22 protein-coding genes and 1 pseudogene are annotated in these 19,598 nt (G+C 70.7%); 14 read left to right on the top strand and 9 right to left on the bottom strand.

What is annotated here, in order from left to right; translation table 11 throughout:
- Positions 1-8: 8 nt before the first annotated feature.
- Entirely contained in the window at positions 9-683 is a 675-nt protein-coding gene (locus RPX00_RS33220; protein WP_406631299.1) for a response regulator transcription factor, read from the top strand.
- A 61-nt stretch (positions 684-744) separates the two neighbouring features.
- On the opposite strand, the gene RPX00_RS33215 is transcribed toward RPX00_RS33220, so the two are convergent.
- Positions 745-1,917, bottom strand: a complete 1,173-nt coding sequence (locus RPX00_RS33215; RefSeq protein ID WP_406631298.1) for an LLM class flavin-dependent oxidoreductase — start codon at positions 1,915-1,917, stop codon at positions 745-747.
- A 92-nt stretch (positions 1,918-2,009) separates the two neighbouring features.
- Positions 2,010-2,363 carry a winged helix-turn-helix transcriptional regulator gene (locus RPX00_RS33210; protein WP_406631297.1) on the bottom strand — a complete coding sequence of 118 codons (354 nt, stop codon included), beginning with the start codon at positions 2,361-2,363 and terminating at the stop codon, positions 2,010-2,012.
- Positions 2,364-2,450: 87 nt separating this feature from the next.
- Here RPX00_RS33210 and RPX00_RS33205 point away from each other — a divergent pair, with 87 nt between their 5' ends.
- The gene (locus RPX00_RS33205; protein ID WP_406631296.1) at positions 2,451-3,107 is read left to right on the top strand and encodes an SDR family oxidoreductase; all 657 of its coding nucleotides are present in this window, start codon (positions 2,451-2,453) and stop codon (positions 3,105-3,107) included.
- 4 nt (positions 3,108-3,111) lie between these two features.
- On the opposite strand, the gene RPX00_RS33200 is transcribed toward RPX00_RS33205, so the two are convergent.
- Positions 3,112-4,044, bottom strand: coding sequence for a bacteriocin fulvocin C-related protein (locus tag RPX00_RS33200; protein ID WP_406631295.1), 933 nt, complete (start codon positions 4,042-4,044; stop codon positions 3,112-3,114).
- Positions 4,045-4,214: 170 nt separating this feature from the next.
- On the opposite strand from RPX00_RS33200, the gene RPX00_RS33195 reads away from it, so the two are divergent.
- Positions 4,215-4,811 carry a TetR/AcrR family transcriptional regulator gene (locus tag RPX00_RS33195; RefSeq protein ID WP_406631294.1) on the top strand — a complete coding sequence of 199 codons (597 nt, stop codon included), beginning with the start codon at positions 4,215-4,217 and terminating at the stop codon, positions 4,809-4,811.
- Here RPX00_RS33195 and RPX00_RS33190 read toward each other — a convergent pair.
- From RPX00_RS33190 to RPX00_RS33180, 3 genes are all read right to left on the bottom strand, one after another.
- Positions 4,792-5,202 (bottom strand): VOC family protein, encoded by a 411-nt coding sequence (locus tag RPX00_RS33190; RefSeq protein ID WP_406631293.1) that lies wholly within the window; start codon positions 5,200-5,202, stop codon positions 4,792-4,794. The two genes, RPX00_RS33195 and RPX00_RS33190, sit on opposite strands and share 20 nt — an antisense overlap.
- A gap of 88 nt (positions 5,203-5,290) precedes the next feature.
- Positions 5,291-5,950 (bottom strand): hypothetical protein, encoded by a 660-nt coding sequence (locus RPX00_RS33185; protein ID WP_406631291.1) that lies wholly within the window; start codon positions 5,948-5,950, stop codon positions 5,291-5,293.
- A 120-nt stretch (positions 5,951-6,070) separates the two neighbouring features.
- Positions 6,071-6,892 (bottom strand): alpha/beta fold hydrolase, encoded by an 822-nt coding sequence (locus RPX00_RS33180; protein ID WP_406631290.1) that lies wholly within the window; start codon positions 6,890-6,892, stop codon positions 6,071-6,073.
- Between the two features lie 60 nt (positions 6,893-6,952).
- On the opposite strand from RPX00_RS33180, the gene RPX00_RS33175 reads away from it, so the two are divergent.
- From RPX00_RS33175 to RPX00_RS33165, 3 genes are all read left to right on the top strand, one after another.
- Positions 6,953-7,513 carry a CGNR zinc finger domain-containing protein gene (locus RPX00_RS33175; RefSeq protein WP_406631289.1) on the top strand — a complete coding sequence of 187 codons (561 nt, stop codon included), beginning with the start codon at positions 6,953-6,955 and terminating at the stop codon, positions 7,511-7,513.
- Between the two features lie 296 nt (positions 7,514-7,809).
- A complete protein-coding gene (locus RPX00_RS33170; protein ID WP_406631288.1) occupies positions 7,810-9,201 on the top strand; it encodes an MFS transporter in 1,392 nt (463 codons plus the stop codon).
- Between the two features lies 1 nt (position 9,202).
- Entirely contained in the window at positions 9,203-9,826 is a 624-nt protein-coding gene (locus RPX00_RS33165) for an HAD family hydrolase (RefSeq protein ID WP_406631287.1), read from the top strand.
- On the opposite strand, the gene RPX00_RS33160 is transcribed toward RPX00_RS33165, so the two are convergent.
- The gene (locus RPX00_RS33160; RefSeq protein ID WP_406643174.1) at positions 9,810-10,760 is read right to left on the bottom strand and encodes an NADP-dependent oxidoreductase; all 951 of its coding nucleotides are present in this window, start codon (positions 10,758-10,760) and stop codon (positions 9,810-9,812) included. The two genes, RPX00_RS33165 and RPX00_RS33160, sit on opposite strands and share 17 nt — an antisense overlap.
- A 13-nt stretch (positions 10,761-10,773) precedes the next feature.
- On the opposite strand from RPX00_RS33160, the pseudogene RPX00_RS33155 reads away from it, so the two are divergent.
- Together RPX00_RS33155 and RPX00_RS33150 are read left to right on the top strand one after the other, a co-directional pair.
- Positions 10,774-11,337 (top strand): annotated as a pseudogene (locus RPX00_RS33155) (DJ-1/PfpI family protein); the annotation flags it as partial.
- Positions 11,338-11,446: 109 nt separating this feature from the next.
- The gene (locus RPX00_RS33150) at positions 11,447-11,851 is read left to right on the top strand and encodes a GlxA family transcriptional regulator (RefSeq protein ID WP_406631286.1); all 405 of its coding nucleotides are present in this window, start codon (positions 11,447-11,449) and stop codon (positions 11,849-11,851) included.
- 1 nt (position 11,852) lies between these two features.
- Here the strand turns inward: RPX00_RS33150 and RPX00_RS33145 are convergent, their stop codons facing one another.
- The gene (locus RPX00_RS33145) at positions 11,853-12,500 is read right to left on the bottom strand and encodes a TetR/AcrR family transcriptional regulator (RefSeq protein ID WP_406631285.1); all 648 of its coding nucleotides are present in this window, start codon (positions 12,498-12,500) and stop codon (positions 11,853-11,855) included.
- A 100-nt stretch (positions 12,501-12,600) separates the two neighbouring features.
- On the opposite strand from RPX00_RS33145, the gene RPX00_RS33140 reads away from it, so the two are divergent.
- The 6 genes from RPX00_RS33140 (at position 12,601) to RPX00_RS33115 (ending at position 18,688) form a co-directional block, all read left to right on the top strand.
- Positions 12,601-14,064, top strand: a complete 1,464-nt coding sequence (locus tag RPX00_RS33140) for an FAD-dependent monooxygenase (protein ID WP_406631284.1) — start codon at positions 12,601-12,603, stop codon at positions 14,062-14,064.
- On the top strand, positions 14,061-14,456 hold the full coding sequence (locus tag RPX00_RS33135; protein ID WP_406631283.1) for a RidA family protein: 396 nt from the start codon (positions 14,061-14,063) through the stop codon (positions 14,454-14,456). The genes RPX00_RS33140 and RPX00_RS33135 overlap by 4 nt, the downstream gene beginning before the upstream one ends.
- Complete coding sequence (locus RPX00_RS33130) at positions 14,453-15,076, top strand: alpha/beta fold hydrolase (protein WP_406631282.1); 624 nt, start codon at positions 14,453-14,455, stop codon at positions 15,074-15,076. Before RPX00_RS33135 ends, RPX00_RS33130 begins: the two co-directional genes overlap by 4 nt.
- Before the next feature lie 289 nt (positions 15,077-15,365).
- Entirely contained in the window at positions 15,366-16,979 is a 1,614-nt protein-coding gene (locus RPX00_RS33125; protein ID WP_406631281.1) for a M4 family metallopeptidase, read from the top strand.
- Between the two features lie 76 nt (positions 16,980-17,055).
- Positions 17,056-18,021: a M28 family metallopeptidase gene (locus RPX00_RS33120; RefSeq protein ID WP_406631280.1), complete on the top strand. Its 966-nt coding sequence runs from the start codon at positions 17,056-17,058 to the stop codon at positions 18,019-18,021.
- Positions 18,022-18,199: 178 nt separating this feature from the next.
- A complete protein-coding gene (locus RPX00_RS33115; protein ID WP_406631279.1) occupies positions 18,200-18,688 on the top strand; it encodes a beta-class carbonic anhydrase in 489 nt (162 codons plus the stop codon).
- Here RPX00_RS33115 and RPX00_RS33110 read toward each other — a convergent pair.
- Positions 18,685-19,596, bottom strand: coding sequence for an ROK family protein (locus RPX00_RS33110; RefSeq protein ID WP_406631278.1), 912 nt, complete (start codon positions 19,594-19,596; stop codon positions 18,685-18,687). The two genes, RPX00_RS33115 and RPX00_RS33110, sit on opposite strands and share 4 nt — an antisense overlap.
- Positions 19,597-19,598 lie beyond the last annotated feature (2 nt).

Here is a 19,598-nt window from a genome sequence, read left to right as displayed (position 1 = left end):
CGTCGTCCGTGCGGGTACTTCTCACCGAGGACGACACCGATCTCCTGCTCGCGGTAAGCACTTCGCTGCGCGGCGCGGGCCTCGCCGTGGACACCGCCGCCGACCTGCCCGCCGCCGACCTCGCGCTCGCCGTCAATTCCTACGACTGCGCGGTTTTCGACCGCATGCTGCCCGCCGGCGACGCACTGGGCTACGTGCGCGAGCGCCGCCAGTCGGGCTGGCCGGTGCCAGTGCTGTTCCTGACCGCCCGCGACACCCCCGCGGACGTCGTCGCCGGGCTCGGCATCGCCGACGACTACCTGGTCAAACCCTTCGACATGGCCGAACTGGTCGGCCGGGTGCACAGCCTGTGCCGCCGGACCCCGGCCGCCGCCGCGCCGGCCGTGCTGCGCTGCGGAGACCTGGAACTGGACCCGGGCCGCCGCGAGGCCCGCCGGGCCGGCGTCCTGCTCACCCTGACCCGCCGCGAATTCGCCGTGCTGCGGCTGCTGATGGAACGCCATCCGGCCGCCGCCGGCCGCGCCGAACTGCTCCAGCAGGTCTGGGACGAGCTGGTCAGCCCGGCGTCCAACACGCTGGAGGTGCACATCCGCCAGCTGCGCCGCAAACTCCGGGAGCCGCCGATGATCCACACCGTGCGCGGAACCGGATACCGCATCGCCCCGGCCGCTCCAGGTCCGTGAAGGACTCCTTGAAGGAATCAGGTTCCCTCAAGGAGTCCTTCACGGACAGCAAACCCCGGGCTCACCCGGCACTGTCCCGCTCCTGCTCATAACGCTTCGTCATGGTGTCGACCGCATCCAGCTGGCTCTGCGCGAGCGCGGGCCGGGACCGCGCCGCCCGGTCCTTGGCCGCGACCGTGCTCTCAGCCTGCCCCTGGAACTCCGGGAACACGTGCTGCGCAAGCAGTTCATAGGACCGTTTCGTCGCCTCGGGATTCGCCCACTCGTGCCCCAGCAGCAGGAAAGCCCCGAACCCGCCCGACTGGTCGACAAGCCGCTGCACCTGGGCCCGCGCGTCCTCGACCGTGCCGATCGCGCCGATGCCCGCCTCGTTCACGAAGTCGATCATGCCCTGTACGTCAGCGCTGTCACCGACCGCCATCTGCGGGAACGCGGCGACCTTCTGGAAGTACTCGAACCAGTGCCGCATGCCGTACTCGACGTCCTGGTACGCCTGTTTCCGCGTCTCGGCGATGTGCATCAGCCCGACCAGCCGCCATGAACCGCGGTCCGGTGCCGGGCGTCCGTAGTGCCGCGCCCGCTCCTCGACGACGTTCCAATGGTGGGCGAGCGCGTCGAATCCGTCCTTGGTCAGCGTCGCGCCGATGGACAGCAGGCCGGCCCCGTGCTGCCCGGCCATCCGCGGCCCGGTCGGCGAGGCCACCGCCGCGACGGCCACCTCGAGATGCGGATCGGTGTAGGGCCGCAGCTGCAGCTGGGCGTCGACGAGATTGTGCGTCCGGGTCCGCTGCGTGACCGACTCGCCGCGCAACAGCCGCATGATGATGTCGAGATTCTCTTCGAGCAGCTCGCGCGTCTCGGTGGGGTTCAGCCCGATCATGGACGAGTCGGTCGGCAGCGACCCCGGCCCGCAGCCGAGCATCACGCGGCCGCGGGTCAGGTGGTCCAGCAGCACCATCCGGTCGGCCACCCACAGCGGATTGTGATACGAAATCGACGTGACGCCGGTGCCGAGCCGGATCCGCCGGGTCCGCTCCGCCGCCGTGGCGATGAAGATCTCCGGCGACGCGATGATCTCCGAACCGGCCGAATGGTGCTCGCCGATCCACGCCTCGTCGTAGCCCAGGCGGTCGAGGTGCTCCACCAGTTCGAGGTCGCGCTGCAGGGCCAGCGTCGGATTCTGCCCGGGCTTGTGGAAGGGCGCGAGAAAGGCGCCGAAACGCAGACGGCTCACAGAGGCTCCAACGGTCGCGGTCATCTGTTCGCCCACCAGCTTGACCGTCCGGGCGGTCCGAATTCATCGGCCAGCCGCGTGGTCTTCCCTCGCTAACCGCGCCGCGCCCGCTCGCGGGCTTCGAGAATCTCCGGCACGTGCGTCTCCGCCCACTCCCGCACCGCCCGCAGCGGCACCAGCAGCGACCGGCCCAGATCGGTCAGCCCGTACTCGACACGCGGCGGCTGTTCCGCGTACTCGACGCGCGCGAGCAGGCCGTCCTCCTCCATCGCGCGCAGCGTCTCGGTCAGGACTTTCGGGGTGACGCCCTGGATTTTCTCCGCCAGGACGGTGAAGCGCAGCGGGCCGTCCTCCAGCGCGGTGGTGACGAAGACCGTCCACCGCGCCCCGATCCGGTGCAGCACCACCCGGGACGGGCAGCTGGCGGACATGACGTTGTAGCCCACGGCGATTCCTCCGGGTCCGGTTACGTTGAAGTACCTGGTTACTTTTCCATAGCCTACTTCCGCACCCCGACGGAACGGAGAAGGACCATGAGCAACCGGCTGACCGGGCAAACAGTGCTGGTGCTGGGCGGACGGCACCTGGGCACCGCGATCGCGGCGGCCGCGACCGCCGAGGGCGCCCAGGCGCACGTCGCGTCCCACCGACCCGGCGGACTCCACATCGACCTGCGCGACGAAGCGACCATCGCCGCCGCGGCCGCCGAACTCGGAGCGGTCGATCACATCGTCAACACAGCCGCCGCACCCCACGCGACCCCGGTCCGCGAGCTTGACCGGGACAAAACCGTGGATGCCTTCACCGCCAAGGTGATCGGGCCGTTGCTGCTCGCGAAGCACTTCACGATCCGGCGATCGCTGCTGCTGTTCTCCGGCCAGGTCGGCTGGCGTCCGGCGCGCGGAAACGTCGTGACAGGCGTGACGAACGGCGCCGCGTCCTTCGCGGCACAGCACCTCGCCGCCGAACTCGCACCGGTCCGGGTCAACGCCCTTTCGCCCGGAATCATCGACTCCGGCGTCTGGGACGCCAAGGGAGCCGCCAAACCGGACTTCCTCGCGACCGCGGCCCAGCGAACCCTCGTCGGCCGCACCGGCACCGTCGCCGACGTAACCGACGCGGTGTTGTGGTTGCTACAGGCCGAATTCCTGACCGGCGAGACCATCCACCTCGAGGGCGGACGGCCCTGATCGCTCAGCCGCCGCAGACCCCGTCGCACAATTCCGTCCACAGAATTCCGCAGTTGTTACAGTAATTCTTGAGACAGTTGATGGTGTCCCCGCAGCTGGTGCAGCCGCTGTGCCCCTGGTGGCAGTCGCACCACATCGTGTAAGGCTCAGGACCAGCCGCCGGCTCGGCCGGCCCGAGAGTGCTGAACACGGAGACCGTCTCGCGGTGGCCGAACGCCGCGACGGCCTCGTCCCACAGCGGGTCCGTCACCGAACTGACGTCCGCCGGGGCGAGCTGGCCGGTCGTGAACAGCACCGGCAGCGCCGCCACCGCCCGGTCCAGCACCGCGTTCTGCGCCGCCGAAAGGCCGGGATTCGCGTGCCGGTACCGCTGGAAATGCGCCCGCCACAGGTCGGCCATCACGTCCGAGGGCAGGTCGCAGCTGAGGACGCGGCGCATGGCCATCGGCAACGCGGCGAACTCCCGATAACCGGTGGGCACCGGATCGAGCCGGGCCACCAGTTCCCGGGCCTCCGCCTGCGTCATCCGGCGGCCGGGCCCGGCCATCGCCGTCCCGGCCAGGCCGCCGGTGAGGACGAACGCACCCAGCGCCGCGGCGGGCACCAGCTTCAGGAACCGGCGGCGATCGCCGTGCACGGTCAGGTCGGCCTGGTTCAGCGCACGCACCACCGCGACGGACCGGGCCGGCCCGAGCACCCGCGCCAGCCGGAGCGACAGCGCCGGCCCGGTCCAGCCGCGCACCCGGTCCCCGTCGACCGCGAGCAGCGTCGGCGCGAACGGCGGATGCTCGCCCAGCGCCCGCTGCCGGAGCGCCCGGATCCGGTCCTCGCCCAGCCCCGCGACGGCCAGCCGGCCACCGGCCGCGGCACTGATCCGATCGACGATTCCGGTGCAGGTCCCGCACCCCGCGTCGAACGCCAAAATCCATTCAGACATGACAGTTCCCTCGGCTTCACGTCGCACTCGATTGATTCCCCGGACCGGCTTTCGAGTATGCCGCGATCTTTTGCCAGTGGGGGCTTTCGGAGAGAAACAGGAGAATATTTGAAGGAGAATGCGACGGCTGCGTTGTTGACCAAGCAGTCAATAACTCGTATGCTGTGCGCATGGCACGTCCGCGATCATTCGACGAGAAGCAGGTGCTGAACGCCGTCCGCGACCAGTTCTGGAACGCCGGCTACGCCGCGACCTCGCTGGAAGACCTGATGCGAGTCAGCGGGCTCGGCAAGGGCAGCCTGTATGCGGCGTTCGGCGACAAGCATCAGCTCTTCCTCCGCGCGCTGCACAGCTACACCGACGACAGCCACGCCGCGCTCCGGCAAGCCCTGGCCGAGCCGCCGCGGGCCCTGGACGCGCTTCGCCTGCTCATCGAAGCTCCGGTCGACCCCGCCACCCCGCGGCGCGGCTGCCTGCTGGCCAACAGCACCAGCGAACTCGGCAATGCCGATCCGGAAGTCCTCGAGCACGCCCACCGCGCCTACGAGACGTCGACCGCACTCATCGGCGAGTGCGTCGCCAGGGCCCAGCGCGAGGGCGACCTGCCCGCCGAAGCGGATCCAGTCGCGATGGCACGGGCTCTCCTTGCCGCACAACAAGGACTCGTGTTCATGAGCCGGACCGGACTGGACCAGGCCACGCTCACCGCCACCGCACGCGCCCTCGCGGCCCAACTCCTGCCGGAACCTAGCGATTCGCGAGGTTGACCATCCAGCTGATCCCGAACTTGTCCAGGAGCGAGCCCGCCTCGTCGCCCCACGACTGTTTCGCCAGCGGCAACGTCACAGTGCCTCCGACGGACAGTTTCTCGAAGCGGTCCCTAAGCACGAGATCGTCGCCCCCGAGAAAGAGCGCGACATTGTTGCCCGGATTGAACGGCACCCTTTCCGGGACGTCCCACGCCATTATCGTGTAGCCGTCCGGAGTGGAAAGAACGGAGTGCATGATCTTGGTGTCATCGCCGTCCGGCGCCTCCGGAGACCCGAAATCGCCGTACGTGCCCAGATCCAGCTCGCCGCCGAGGACTTCCCGGTAAAACTCCATCGCCTCCCGCGCGTTCCCGGCGAAGGCGAGGCACGGGTTGAGCTGAGATCCCATCTGATGCTCCTTGTCGTGAGGGGTCGCTGCGCCCAGCTTCCCAGCGAAATCACGACATCCTCTGTCGGGTATTCCGCACGGGTTTCCCTCACCACCGCACCTGGATCTCGACCCGCTGCCGCAGATAGCTGTCGGGATGAGCGCGGGCGATGTGCACCGCCTCGGCGATCAGGTCACGCGCGCCGTCCGGATGCCCCGAGGGGTGCAACGGCAGTCCGGGAAGGATGCAGCGGCGCACGTCGAGGTCCTCGTTGGAAACGAATTCCCGGAGCGCGGCGGCGTTCCACCGCGCCCGCAGGTCCGCGTGCGCGTCGTACTCCGCCTGGCTCTCCGGCGTCGCGACCAGATCCTTGCCCCGGTAGTCGAGGTTCGGTTCCGCCCAGTACCAGGCGCGAGCCGCCCCGGCCCGCTCGGGATCGGTGCCCGTCGCCAGGTAGTCCAGGAGCGCTTCCTGCACCCGCCGCCGCCCGAAAGCGGCCACCGCGGGCTCGACGAACTGACGGTTGAAGCTCGGATCCGGGTCATACACCGCTGCCCTGAGCAGCGCGTCGAACAGCTCCTCTGACAACTGGCTTCGCCCGTCGAGCGCCTCCCGGATCCCGATCCGCAGGTGCTGCTCCGTCGAACCGTCCGGCGGAGCGGCACCGGCCAGCCGGGCGACCTCGACCAGGCATTCGCGGAACTGCTCCGCCGCCCGGTGAACCGGCTCCGGCAACGGCGCCAACGGCTCAGCCTCGTCCTGACTCACGCATCCACCCCCGTGCGAGACAACCTCTCGAACCTACTGTGTCCGTCCCCGCGAGACATCGCCCGATAAGACCAAGAACCCCCTGAATCCAAAGTAGACAGTCGCTAGACCACCCGCCGCTCACCCGAAGAACCGCAGCAGCGCCTCCGCGACATCACCGGGATTGTCCTCAGGTGCGAAATGCCCCGCCCTCGCGATGTTCTCCCGCCGCGCGCCGGGAATCGCCGCCGCGAGCCGGTCGCCGGTGGTCAGGTTTAGCCACTCGTCGCGTTCGCCCCAGAGGACCAGTGTCGGCGCGGCGATCTGGTCGAGCTGGTCCGTCACCTCGCGCACGTCGCCGAAATGGACGGCCGCGACCTGGTCGATCCAGCGTTGCTGCCCTTCGGGGCCGGCCCAGGGCGCGAGGTAGGCGGCGGCGACTTCATCGGACATGGCGTGATGCGTGGCGGTGCGCATCCGCGGCGCGATGATGTCCGCGAAAACGTGGTGCGGCATCGTGCGATACGCGTCCGCGTGCTGCTGCATGTGCTCAGTGAACGGCGTATTCCACGGCCCGAGGACGGCCGCGTCGACCAGTGCCAGCCGACTGGCAGGCACCTTCTCGAGCAGGTGCGCCCGCAGGACGATCCCGCCCCCGATGTCGTGGCCGACCAGCGCTGGGTTCTCCAGTCCCCAGTGCGCCACCAGTTCCGCGAGCGTCGCGGCCTGCCGGGCGATCGACGGCGCGACACCCGGACTGGGCCGCGAATCGCCGAAGCCGAGCAGGTCCCAGACGTACACGGTGCGCCGACGCGCCAGAATCGGGACCACCTCGCGCCACAGATAGGACGACGCCGGGGTTCCGTGCGTCAGGACCACCGGCGGGCCTTCGCCGAAGACCCCGGTCGCGACCTCTCCGCCGGACACCGGGATCCGGTCGGTCAGCAGTCCACGCGCGTGCATAACTCTCCTCAGTAAGGGGTAAAGTCGTCTTGCAACGGTTACCCTAGCAGGGAGTAAGGCGTGAAGATACCGTTTAAGGGTTACATGGCCGGGGCTGGCGCGGCGACCGACTTGGTCAACACGTCTCCCCGGGTGCGCAGCGCCGGTGATGCGCTCCCGGATTCGGCGGCCTTGGAACGGTTTCTCGCCGAGCACGGCCTTCTTCCCGACGCACCCCGGAGCGCCGATGATCTGGCGCGGGTACACGCGCTCCGCGACGAGGTCCGGACGGTGCTGGAGGCGGACGAGGACGAAGCCGCCCGCCTCGCCGGGGATCTGGTCGCCCGGGCGGGCAGAGGGCCCCGGCTGCACCGCGATGGCGACGGCCGGTGGCAATGGCACATCGAGACCGCAGCGGGCGCGTCGCTCGCCGACGAGTTGGCTGTGGTCATCGGGGCTGGACTGCTCGGTGTGCTGCAGGCCCTCGGGCACGACCGGTTCCGCCCGTGCGCCGCCCCGGATTGCGACGGGGTGTTCGTCGACACCAGCCGGGCGGGACGGCGGCGTTACTGCATGCCCGACCTGTGCGGCAACCGGGTCAGCGTCGCCAACCACCGGGCGCGCAACCGTGAGCGGGCGTGACCCGTCCCTCACCGCCCACGCACCCAATGTGGCGTTGGGTGCGCCACATGCACCCAACGCCACATTGGTGCGCTAGCCCGCCCAAGACGAACCGCCGCCACCCCACCCCCATCACCCAGGCGCTCAGCCCTGCCCCTGCACCCCGATCCGAAGCTCACATGCCGTCATCGCAATCGCCTTCGGGGTGCTCGCCGAGGCGCAATGCCGCCGCCAGCCAGCGAGCCCCGCCGCCAAGATCGACAGCCGTGTCCGGAAACCGCCAGCGCGGGCGGCCGGGCCCGGGCAGGGTCGGTGCCGTGGCTGTCGAACTCTCCCCGGAGAAAAAGCTCCCGCGGCGGGAGCTGCTGCTCGCGGTCCTGCTCTCCGGCCAGTTCATGGCCAATGTGGACAGTGCGGTGGCCAACCTCGCCGCCCCGTCGATCCGGAGCGGGTTCGGCACCGGCGAAGGGCCAGTCACGCTGGTCGTGTCCGGCTATCTCATCGCCTACGCCGTCCTCCTCGTCCCCGGCGCCCGGCTCGGCGCGACCCACGGCCACCGCCGGATCTTCATCGCCGGGCTGGCCGGATTCACCGCCGCGTCCCTGGCCTGTGGGCTCGCACCGGGCATCGGCTGGCTGATCGTCGCGCGGTTCGCGCAGGGCGCGGCCGGGGCGCTGATGGTGCCGCAAGTCCTCAGCGGAATCCAAGCCCACTTCACCGGCACGAACCGAAGCCGCGCACTCGGTTACTACGCCGTCGCGCTGTCCGGCGGCGCCGTAGCCGGACAACTCCTCGGCGGCCTCCTCATCTCCGCCGACGTGTTCGGCACTGGCTGGCGGTCGGTCTTCCTGATCAACGTCCCGATCGGCGTCGTGCTCCTCCTGGCCGCGCGCCGGGCGTTGCCCGCAGACACCCGCGCCGAGCGGGGCGGGCTGGATTTGCGAGGCGCGGCGGTGCTGTCGACTGCGGTGCTGCTCGCGATCGTGCCGCTGGCGCTCGGACGCGAACACGGCTGGCCGACGTGGATGTGGCTGTGTCTCGCCGTGAGCGCCGCCGTGTTCGTCTGGTTCGTACGGCTCGGCAAAGCGGCAGCCGCACAAGGCAAGCGCCCCCTGCTCGCACCGGATGTCTTCGCCGACCCGTTGGTGCGCAAAGGATTGATCGCCCACGGGCTCACCACCGCGACGTACGTCGGCCTGCTCTTCGTCCTCGCCCTCTACCTCCAGCAGGGCCTAGGCGCCGGACCAGCCGAGACGGGACTGGCCATGGTGTCCTGGGTCGCCGCCTTCGGCGTGGCCGGGCTGCTGCTCCCCCGCTTCCCCGCCCGCTGGCGGAAATTCGCGCCGACGGCCGGCTGCCTCATCCTCGCCGCCGCCTACGCCTCGCTAAGCCTCCACTTGCTGGCCGCCGGTCGCCCGGGGCCGCCGTTGGTTCCGTTGCTCGGGCTTGGCGGGTTCGGTCTCGGAATCAGCGCGAACTCGCTCATCGGCCGCCTCACCTCGACGGCCCGCCCGGACCGCGCCGCGGACCTCTCCGGGGTGATCAACACCAACGCGCAGTTGTGCGCGGCGCTCGGAGTCGCGGGCGCGAGCACCGCTTACCTCGGACTCCCCTGGGCGCCGACCGCGTCCTTCGCGACGGTACTGGGAGGTTTTACTGTGCTCGCCCTGATCGCCGCCGCCGTCTCCCTTGGCACGGAAAGGAAATGACATGTTCTCCGCAGCTTTGTTCGACCTCGACGGGACGCTCGTCGACACCGAACCCCGGAGCCAGGCCGCGTGGCGCCGGTTGTTCCGCGAACACGGCGTCGACCTGCCCGAGCCACTGCTCGCGTCGTTCTCCGGACGCCCTGGCAAGACCGTCCTGGCCGAAAACCGCCACCGCTTCCCCGGCGAGCCGACCGTGGACGACCTGTTCGCCGAAGCGATGTCCTACGCGACCAGCGTGGCCGAGCCGATGCCCGGAGCCGTCGACCTGGTGCGCGCGCTGCACGAACTCGGCTGGCCGATCGGCGTCGTCACGTCGGGCACCCGCGACTACGCCAACGCCGAACTGACCGCGCTCGGCGTGCGGCCGCTGTTCGACACGGTCATCACCGCCGAAGACGTCTCGCGCGGCAAACCCGATCCGGAGGGGTATCTCCTCGGCTGCACCCGGCTGGCCGTCGAGCCCGCCCGGACAGTCGTGTTCGAGGACGCCCCCGCCGGAATCGAAGCCGCGAAAGCGGCGGGGACGTTCTGCGTCGCCATCGGCGCCGACAGCTCAGCCGCCGATCTCGTGGTCACCGACTTGACCGAGGTACAACCGCCGTTCTCGCTCAGTCAGTCACGGTGAGCACGAGCTTGCCGCGAGTACGCCCCGTCTCGCCCCGGGCATGGGCGGCGGCTGCCTGCTCGAGCGGAAAGGTTTCCGCCACCTCGACGGCGACCTCGCCGTTGTCGATCAAGCCCGCGATCGTGGCCAGCGCGGGACCGTCCGGCTCGACCAGGAACGGAGTCGCCCGCACGCCAGCCGCCTCGGCCGCACGCGCCAGTTCCGGGGAGACTCCGGACGGGACGGCGACCAGCAAACCGCCAGGGCGCAGGACTTTCAGCGAACGGGTGCTGGTCCGGTCGTGCTCGTCGCCCACCAGATCGATGACCACGTCGACCTCGGCCGCGGCCTCCTCGAACCGGGTGGCGGTGTAGTCGATCGTCTCGTCGGCGCCGAGTTCCTTCAGCCACTGGTGCCGCGCCGCGCTGGCGGTAGCGATCACCTGGGCGCCGAGGTGCCGGGCGAACTGGACCGCGAAGTGGCCCACCCCGCCGGCCGCGGCCGTGATCAGAACGCGCTGGCCAGCCTGTACGCGGGCGGTGTCGACCAGGGCCTGCCAAGCGGTCAACGCCGCCAGCGGCACAGCGGCCGCGTGAACGTGGTCGAGGGTGTCGGGCTTGCGGACCCACTGCCGAGCCGGTGCCGTGACGTACTCGGCGTAGCCGCCGGCCGCACGCGGGAACCAGGGCATCGAGTACACCTCGTCGCCGGGCGCGAGCGTGGTCACGCCGAAGCCGACCTCCTCGACCACGCCGGAGACGTCCCAGCCCAGGATCAGCGGAAACGTCTGCAGCCCAGCCATTCCGCGGCCCTCGCGGGTCTTCCAGTCCACCGGGTTGACCCCGGCGGCGCGGACGCGCACCAGCACCTCGGTCGGCAGCGGCTCCGGGCGCGCGACCTCCTCGGCGGTCAGCACCTCCGGTCCGCCGAATTCCCGGACAGTGACCGCCCGCATCGTGTGCTCGCTCATGCTCTCCTCGTTCCGGTTGCTCGACCACCAGCGTGGCGGACGCGCGCGGCGACGAGTGAGTGGCCGGAAGGACACCTATCGTACTATTCCGGCCATGCCGCATCGTGTCGCCGTACTCGCCCTCGACGGGGTCCTTCCGCTGGACCTCGGCATCCCGGCCCGGGTGTTCAACGAGGCGTGCGCACCGGACGGCACCCGGTTCTACTCCGTCCGCACCTGCTCGCTCGGCGGCCGTCCGGTGCGCACGCACGAGGACTACCGGATCGTCGTCGAGCACGACGAGTCGGCGCTGGAGACCGCGGACACCGTCGTGCTCGCCACCCAAGAGCCGACCAAAACCCTGCTGGAGACCGGCGTTCTGCCCGAGGAAGTCGCCGCCGCACTGGACCGGATCGGCCCGGAGACGCGCATCGTCAGCCTGTGCACCTCGGCTTTCCTGCTCGCGGCGGCCGGCCTGCTGGACGGCCTGCGAGCCACCACGCACTGGGCGCTGTGCGACGCGCTGGCGCGGCGGTTCCCGAGCGTCGAAGTCGATCCGGACGTGCTGTTCGTCGACAACGGCCGCATCCTGACCTCCGCCGGCGGGGCGGCCGGGATGGACCTGTGCCTGCACCTGGTCCGCCTCGACCACGGAGCGGCAGTGGCGTCTGGCTGCCGCGCGGCGTTGCGTGGTGGCGCCGTGGCGCGAAGGCGGCCAGGCGCAGTTCATCGAGCACCCGGTTCCGCAGGACACCGACCGGTCCACCTCGGCGACCCGGCAGTGGGCGCTGGACCGGCTGGCCGAGCCGCTCACCCTCGACGAAATGGCGCGGCACGCACACATGAGCGCGCGCACGTTCACCCGTCGGTTCCGCGGCGAGGTCGGCAGCAGTCCGCTGAAATGGCTGGCGCAGCAACGGCTCGCCCACGCGCGGCTGCTGCTGGAATCCACCGGACTGCCCGTCGCACGGATCGCCACGGCGTGCGGTTTCGGGGATCCGGTCGCGCTGCGCAAACACTTCCACGCACAGTTGGGCATGTCGCCGCTTGCGTACCGCCGCGCGCACAATGCGCCGGATCCCATGCCAGCGCAGTGAATCAGGAAAGCTCCGCCGTCAGCAGCCGCAACCCCTGCTCGAACAACTCCGCCAAGTCCGTACCGGTCAACTGATCCTGAGCCTCGGCGAGATGCGGATACTCGCCGCCCCGGATCGCCTCGCGGAGGTTTTCGATGTCGGCGGGCAGGTCCGGACCGGACTGGAGCGCTGCCTGTTCCTCCAGGACGTGCCCCGTCGCGAAGTGCAGGATCAACAGCCCGGTCCGCGTCGCCGCAGTGGCATCGAGCCCGGCCTCGCGCAAAGCGCCGTTGAGAGCCTCGGCGAAGCCCAGCGTGTTCGGTCCCATCGAGTGCGTGCCCGCGTACACCCGCGCTCCGTCCCGATAGGACAGAAGCGCGGTACGCAGGCTCCGAGCCAGCGCCAGCACCCGTTCCCTCGGCCGCGCAACTCCTTCGGCCGCGTCCCGGCAGCCCTTCAGCATCTCCTCGGCCATGGCGGTCAGCAGCGCCCGCTTGGTCGGGAAGTAGCCGTAGAGCGTGCCCACCTGGACGCCGACCGCGGTGGCCAGCTTCCGCATGGTGAGCGCGTCCAGGCCGGTTTCGCCGAGCAGCCGGAGCGCGGCGGCGGTGACGTCGGCCCGGTCGGCGGCGGGCGGCCGTCCTCGGGTGCGGGGCTGGTGCGCGGTCATGTCCACCCGAGCCTATCAGCGTGTTTGACAGCTTCGCGCTTCGTCAGGACACTGGCCTCAAGGATTAAATGAACGTTGTTCGAAAATCAAGGAGGCACCTGTGGACACCGACGTGGTGATCAGCGGAGCGGGCCCGACGGGCTTGCTGCTCGGCACCGAACTCGCGCTCGCCGGAGTGCGCGTGCGGATCCTCGAACGGCAGCAGACGCGGCACGAGCAGTCCCGCGCGCTCACCTTGCATCCCCGCAGCATCGAGATCCTCGAGCTGCGCGGCATCGCCGACCGGTTCCTCGCGCTCGGCCGCACCGTCCCGAGCTGGCATTTCGCCGGGCTGCCCCGGCAGCTGGACTTCTCCGCGCTGGAAACCCGCCACGGCTACACGCTTTTCCTGGAGCAGGCCCGCACCGAGCGGCTGCTGGAAGAACGCGCACGGGAACTCGGCGTCGAGATCTCCTACGGGCACGAAGTCGTTTCGCTGACCCAAAACAGCGACGGAGTGGACGTCGAAGGCACCGGACCCGACGGCGAGTTCCGGCTTCGCGCCGCGTATCTCGTCGGCTGCGACGGCGGGCGGAGCAGGGTCCGGGAGGCGGCGGGCATCGGGTTCCCGGGCTCGGACGGCACGATGAGCGCGATGCTCGGCGACTTCGCCGTCGTCGACCAGGACGCGATCGCCGAGGCCGGGCGCGGGTCCGTGCTGATCGCCCCGCTGACCGGCGGCCTGACCCGGTTCGTGCTCACCGATCCGGAGCGCATGCGCGTCCCGGCGACGGAACCGGTGACCTTCGCCGAGTTCCGCGAAGCGTTGACGGACGCGGCGGGCACGTCCTTCGGCGTCGCGGAACCCCGCTGGCTGTCGCGATTCGGGAACGCGACCCGGCTGGCGGAGACTTACCGCAACGGCCGGGTCTTCCTCGCGGGCGACGCGGCGCACATCCACTTCCCGGCGGCGGGCCAGGGCCTTAACACCGGCCTGCAGGACGCGATGAACCTCGGCTGGAAGCTCGCCGCCGAGATCAACGGCTGGGCGCCGCCGGGCCTGCTCGACACCTACCACGCGGAGCGGCATCCGGTGGGACAGCTGGTCACCGACAACACCCAGGCCCAGACCCTGCTGCTCGAACTCACGCTGGTGCCCGACTATCAGCGTCCGGTGCACGCACTGCGCGAACTGCTGAACTCCCTCCTGGACATCCCCGAGGCCAACGCCCGGCTGGCCGGCATCGTGTCCGCGCTGTCGACGTCCTACCCGGCACCAGGCGACCCGCTCCTCGGCACCCGCATGCCCGACCTGCCGCTCGGCTCGGCGAGGGTCTCGGAATTGGTGCACAGCGGCACCTTCGGCTACGTCGACTTCGCTGGCGACGGTGCGGCGCAGGTCGCCGACGCCTGGCAGAACCGCATCACGACGGCCACCAGCAGCAAAGACTCCTGGACCGAAGACGTCGCCGAGGTGCTCGTCCGGCCGGACGGCCACATCGCGTGGGTCCGCCGCGAAAGCGAGCCGCCGGACGCCGCGGCCAGGGAAGCCGCGATCACCGCCTGGGCCGGAGCGGCGCGATGACCGACTACCTGACTCCCGCCGGTCTCCACCACATCCCGGGCGCGTTCACGCCCGCCGTGCTCCTCCCCGACACCGGCCTCGTTTTCCTTTCCGGCCAAGTGGCTTGGGACGAACACGGAAACCTGCGCGGAACCGATCCGGTGACCCAGACGCGGCAGATCGCGCGGAACCTCGACATCGCGCTCGCGGCCGCCGGATGCGAACGCGAGGACATCGTCAAGGAAACCGTCTACGTCGTGGACTACCGGCCCGAGCTGATCTCCGACCTCTTCGCCGCTCTGCGCGAAGGAGTTCCCGCGCCGCCCGCGAGCACGCTGGTCGGGGTCGCCGCGCTGTTCGATCCGCGGGTGCTGGTCGAGGTCGACGTCGTCGCGAAAGTCCCCGACCGGTGAGCCAGTACGTCCTGGTGCACGGCTCGTGGTGCGGCGGCTGGGTGTGGGACCGGGTCGCGGCGCGGTTGTCCCGGCAGGGGCACACCGTCGTCGCGCCCACCCTCGCCGTCGCCGGCCTGCGGCAGCACATCGACGAAGTCGGCCGGCTGCTCGAACCCGGGACGATCCTGGCCGGGCACAGCTACGGCGGCATGGTCGTCGCCGGGGTCGCGGACGCGTGCCCGGGGCAGGTCCGCGAAACGATCTACCTCGACGCTTTCCTCCCCTTCCCCGGCGAATCCGCGTTCGACCTGATGCCGATGCTCCGTCAGCCGTTCGCCGCAGCGGCGTCCTCCGATCCGGCGGGCCGGACGGTTCCGCCGTTCGGCCTCCACGCACTCGGCTTCGCCGATCCCGACGTGGTTTCCCGGCTGCGGCCGATCAGCATCGCCACCCACGAGGAACCCTTGCCCCCGGCCAGGATCGACGAGCGGCCGCCGAGCCGGTGCGTCCTCTTCGGCGACCGCTCCCCGTTCGCCTCGATGGCGGCCCGGGCCCGGGAGCGCCGGACGGTCCGGACTGGCCACTTAGGACTGTGGACCGCGGCCGCCGAGGTGTGCGCGGCCGTCACCGGGAGCTGACGTCCGGGAGCCACGACCGGCGCCGCGACCATCCGACATTCGGACTGCACCCGGGACATTCCCTACGAAAGTCGCTCCGGCGCCGAACACGCACAGATTCCCAGCACTGGCAGGACTTACACGAATTGCCCGGCGAATCCGGAACGTTCCGTTGGTCCGTTCGGAGCATTGACGCCCCGAACCGCTGATCCTTTACTCGGACGTGTTCGGCCGCCTACCCACCGTGAGCGGCCGGGCAGTTTCCCCTCCCCGATCCCCATCGTCCTGCCTTCAGGGAAGGAACACCTCGATGCCCCCTCGCGGATTCACGACGGGCCTGGCGGCCGCCGCCGGGCTCGCCATGACGCTCACGCTCCCGGCGGCCCCGGCCGGAGCGGCCCCGACGGCACCACCCGCGTCCCCGGAGGTCGCCGCGGCGAAAGCCGCCGACCAGGCGGTCGCCTCCGGGCTCGCCGCGTTCGGCCGCGGCCCCGCCGAGTCCTTCCGGCGCGTCGGCCTGACCGCGGGCGGCGGCGGGCTTTTCTACGGTGCCTACGAACGCACCTACCAGGGCCTGCGCGTCGTCGGCGGAGACGCGGTCGTCGTCGCGGACGGGGCCGGGAACGTCCGCGGCACGAGCGCCGCGGAGACCTCGCCGATCACCGTCGGGACGCAAGCCGTTCTCGACGCCGCGAAAGCCGCCGAAACCGCGCGCGCCCAGCTGTCCACTGTGGACAGCGTGAGCGCGCCGGAGAAGGTGGTGCTGGCCGGGGCGAACCCGAGGCTGGCCTACGAGGTCGTCGTGGCCGGGCGCAGCGCGACCGCGCCGAGCAGGCTGCACGTGTTCGTCGACGCCGCCACCGGCGCGGTGCTCGACAAGCGGGACGACATCAAGACCTTCGGCACCGGGGCCAAGACCCAGGCCCAGCCGGGCACGGCGAACACGGTGAACGCGGCGGGCACCGGCAACAGCTACTACGTCGGCACCGTCTCCATCGACACGACGCAGTCCGGTTCCACCTACAGCATGCGCGACCCCGGCCGCCCGGGCCTCAGCTGCGGCCGCGAGGGCGGCTCCGTCTACAGTGGACCGGACAACAGCTGGGGCAACGGTTCGGGCACGAACCTCGAAACCGGCTGCGTCGACACGCTCTTCAGCGTCCAGACCGAATGGAAGATGCTGAAGGACTGGCTGGGCCGCAACGGCATCAACGGCAGCGGCCGCGGGTTCCCGGCGTCGGTCGGGCTGAACGACGTCAACGCCTACTGGGACGGCTCCTCGACGCACTTCGGGCACTCGCAGGACAACCGCCGCCAGGCCACCTCGATGGACGTCGTGGGCCACGAGTTCGGCCACGGCATCTTCCAGACCACCCCGGGCGGCGCGGGTTCGGGCAACGAGAACGGCGGCTTGAACGAGTCGACCGGCGACATCTTCGGGGCGCTGACCGAGGCCTACGCGAACAACGCGAAGGACACGCCGGACTACGAGGTCGGCGAGGGCGTCAACCTGGTCGGCCAGGGCCCGATCCGCTACATGTACAACCCGTCGAAGGTCGGCGACCCGAACTGCTACTCCTCGTCGATCCCCAGCACCGAGGTGCACGCCGCGGCCGGCCCGCAGAACCACTGGTTCTACCTGCTCGCCGAGGGCTCGAACCCGGGCGGCGGCAAACCGTCCAGCCCGACCTGCAACAACAGCAGCGTCACCGGGGTCGGCATCCAGAAGGCCGCCAAGATCTTCTACAACGGCCTGCTGAAGAAGACCTCGTCGTGGAACCACAAGGCGGCCCGCAAGGCGACGCTGCAGGCGGCGATCGCGCTCTTCCCGGGCAGCTGCACCGAATTCAACGCCACCAAGGCCGCGTGGAACGCCGTCTCGGTGCCGGCTGTCTCCGGTGAACCGACCTGCACCACCCGCTGATCCGACCGCGGCCGGGCCCCAGGCGGGGCCCGGCCGCACTCCCCTCCCCACCCCCGATTCAGAGGAACACACCGCCATGACATGGAAGACCAGACTCGGCGCCGGGGTCACCGCCCTGGTCGCAGTCCTGAGCGTCGTCAACGGGCCCGCGGCCACCGCCGCGCCCTCGTCGGCGCTCGCCGCGCCGGACATCTCGCTGGCGAACATCAAGACGCACCTGAACCAGTTCCAGACCATCGCCCGCAACAACGGCGGCACGCGCTCCCCGCGCGGCGGCGGTTACGCGGCTTCGGTGTCCTATGTGGAGGGTCTGCTCAAGGCCGCCGGCTACACCACGACGCGCCAGACCTGCACGAGCTGCCTCGGCCGGTCGCAGAACCTGATCGCCGAATGGCCGCAGGGCGACGCGAACCAGGTCCTCATGCTGGGCGCGCACCTCGACTCGGTGAGCGCGGGCCCCGGCATCAACGACAACGGCTCCGGCAGCGCGTCGATCCTCGAGGTCGCGCTGACGCTGGCCCGCACCAACCCGGCGATGGCCAAGCGCGTGCGGTTCGCCTGGTGGGCCGACGAGGAGTCCGGCCTGGTCGGCTCGCGGTACTACGTGAGCACGCTGTCGAGCACCGCGCGGTCGAAGATCAAGACCTACCTGAACTTCGACATGATCGGCTCGAAGAACTGGGGCTACTTCGTCTACGACGACGTCGCTTCGGTCAAGGCCGTCTTCGACGAGTACTTCGCCTCGATCGGCATCCAGACCGAGGGCGACACCGAGGGCGACGGCCGGTCCGACCACGCGTCGTTCAAGCGCGCGGGCATCCCGGTCGGCGGCCTCGCGACCGGAGCGGGCGACATCAAGAGCTACGAACAGGCCCAGATGTGGGGCGGCACCGCGGGCGCGCCGTTCGACAACTGCTACCACCGGGCCTGCGACACGACCGCGAACATCCCGGACACCCCGCTGGAGAAGAACTCCGACGCGATCGGGTACGCGGTGTGGAAGCTGGCCGTCGCCAACCCGGCCGCGGCGGCGCGCAACTGAACCTGAGCCCGGCTGAACGCTCCAGGCCGTCCGGTACGGCGGCCTGGAGCGTTTGCCTTGTCCCGCCCCGATTCCAGCCTGCGTTCCCGCTGGCTCCGTCCAGGTGGTGGACGCGCTTGCCTCCCGGGACGGGGAGCGGTCCACTCGGCCAGTCCACTCCTCTCGCGGAAGGATCATCATGTCCGTCACCGATGAGCTTCTGGCCAACAACGCCGAATACGCCGCGAGTTTCACCGGGCCGCTCCCCTTGCCGCCCGCCAAGCACGTCGCCGTGCTCGCCTGCATGGACGCCCGCCTCAACGTCTACGGGGTCCTCGGCCTCGCGGAAGGCGACGCGCACGTCATCCGCAACGCGGGCGGCGTCGTCACCGAGGACGAGATCCGTTCCCTGGCCATCAGCCAACGACTGCTCGGCACCACGGAAATCATCCTGATCCACCACACCGACTGCGGCATGCTCACGTTCACCGACGACGAATTCCGGAACTCGATCCTCCGGGACACCGGCGTGAAGCCCGCCTGGGCGTCCGAAGCGTTCCCGGACGTCGAGGAGGACGTCCGCCAGTCCCTCGCCCGGATCCGCACCAGCCCGTTCATTCCGCACCGGGATTCCGTCCGCGGCTTCGTTTTCGACGTCGCCACCGGCAAACTCGGCGAGGTCCGCTAACCGGCGAGCCGGCCGGCCAGCGCGTGCGGGTCGGCGTAGAGCGCGTCCAGCTGCACCGCCCCGGCCGCGACGCCGAGCAGGTCCCGGCCGGGGAAGCTCGTCGGCAGGACTCGCGTCGCCGCCTCGACCCGTCCCCGCGACCGGGCCGAAACCTCCGCGCGCACGGCGGCCAGGCAGGCGGGCAGTTCGGCGACCCCCGGCTCCGCGACCACCAGCACCTCGGGGTTGACCACGTCGAACAGCAACGCCGCCGCCCGGCCGATCGTGCGGGCGCGGGCGAGCAGCACGTCGAGCGCGACCGGATCCCCGGCCCCGGCCGCGCCGACCACGTCCACAATGGACTCCCGCCCGGCGCGAGCGGTGACCGCCCGCTCGGCCGTGTCCGCTTCGAAGCACCCGGACCGGCCGCAGGCGCACCGCGTGCCCGGCGCGCCGAGCGGAAGATGCGCGACGGTGCCCGCGGCCGACCCCGGCCCCCGGTGCAACCGGCCGCCGGACACGATCGCCGCGTCCACCACGTTGCCGACGAACAGCTGCGCCAGCGACCCGCACCCGCGCGCGGCGCCGAACATCGCCTCCGCCGAGGCCAGCGCGCGAGCGTGCCCGTCGACCCGGGTGGGCAGCCCGGACAGCTCCGCCAGCACCGCCCCGGCGGGCACGTCGTACCAGCCGAGCGAGGAATGCTCGACGATCACGCCGGCGTCCGGGTCGACCCAGCCGCCGCAGGCGACCCCGAGCCCGACCGGGATCCGCGCCCGGTGCCGCTGCCGGAACTCCCGCAGCCGAACCGCCGCCCCGGCCAGGACCTTCTCCGGCCCGCCGCCCGGATGCGGCACGCGCTCTGACGCGAGGACGCGGCCGCGCAGGTCCAGCACGGCCAAGGTCGCGAACTCGTGGGCGATGTGCACGC

The organism is Amycolatopsis sp. WGS_07 (assembly GCF_045278895.1).
In the GTDB taxonomy this organism is placed as follows: domain Bacteria; phylum Actinomycetota; class Actinomycetes; order Mycobacteriales; family Pseudonocardiaceae; genus Amycolatopsis.
This window is presented reverse-complemented; position numbering and strand designations above follow the sequence as displayed.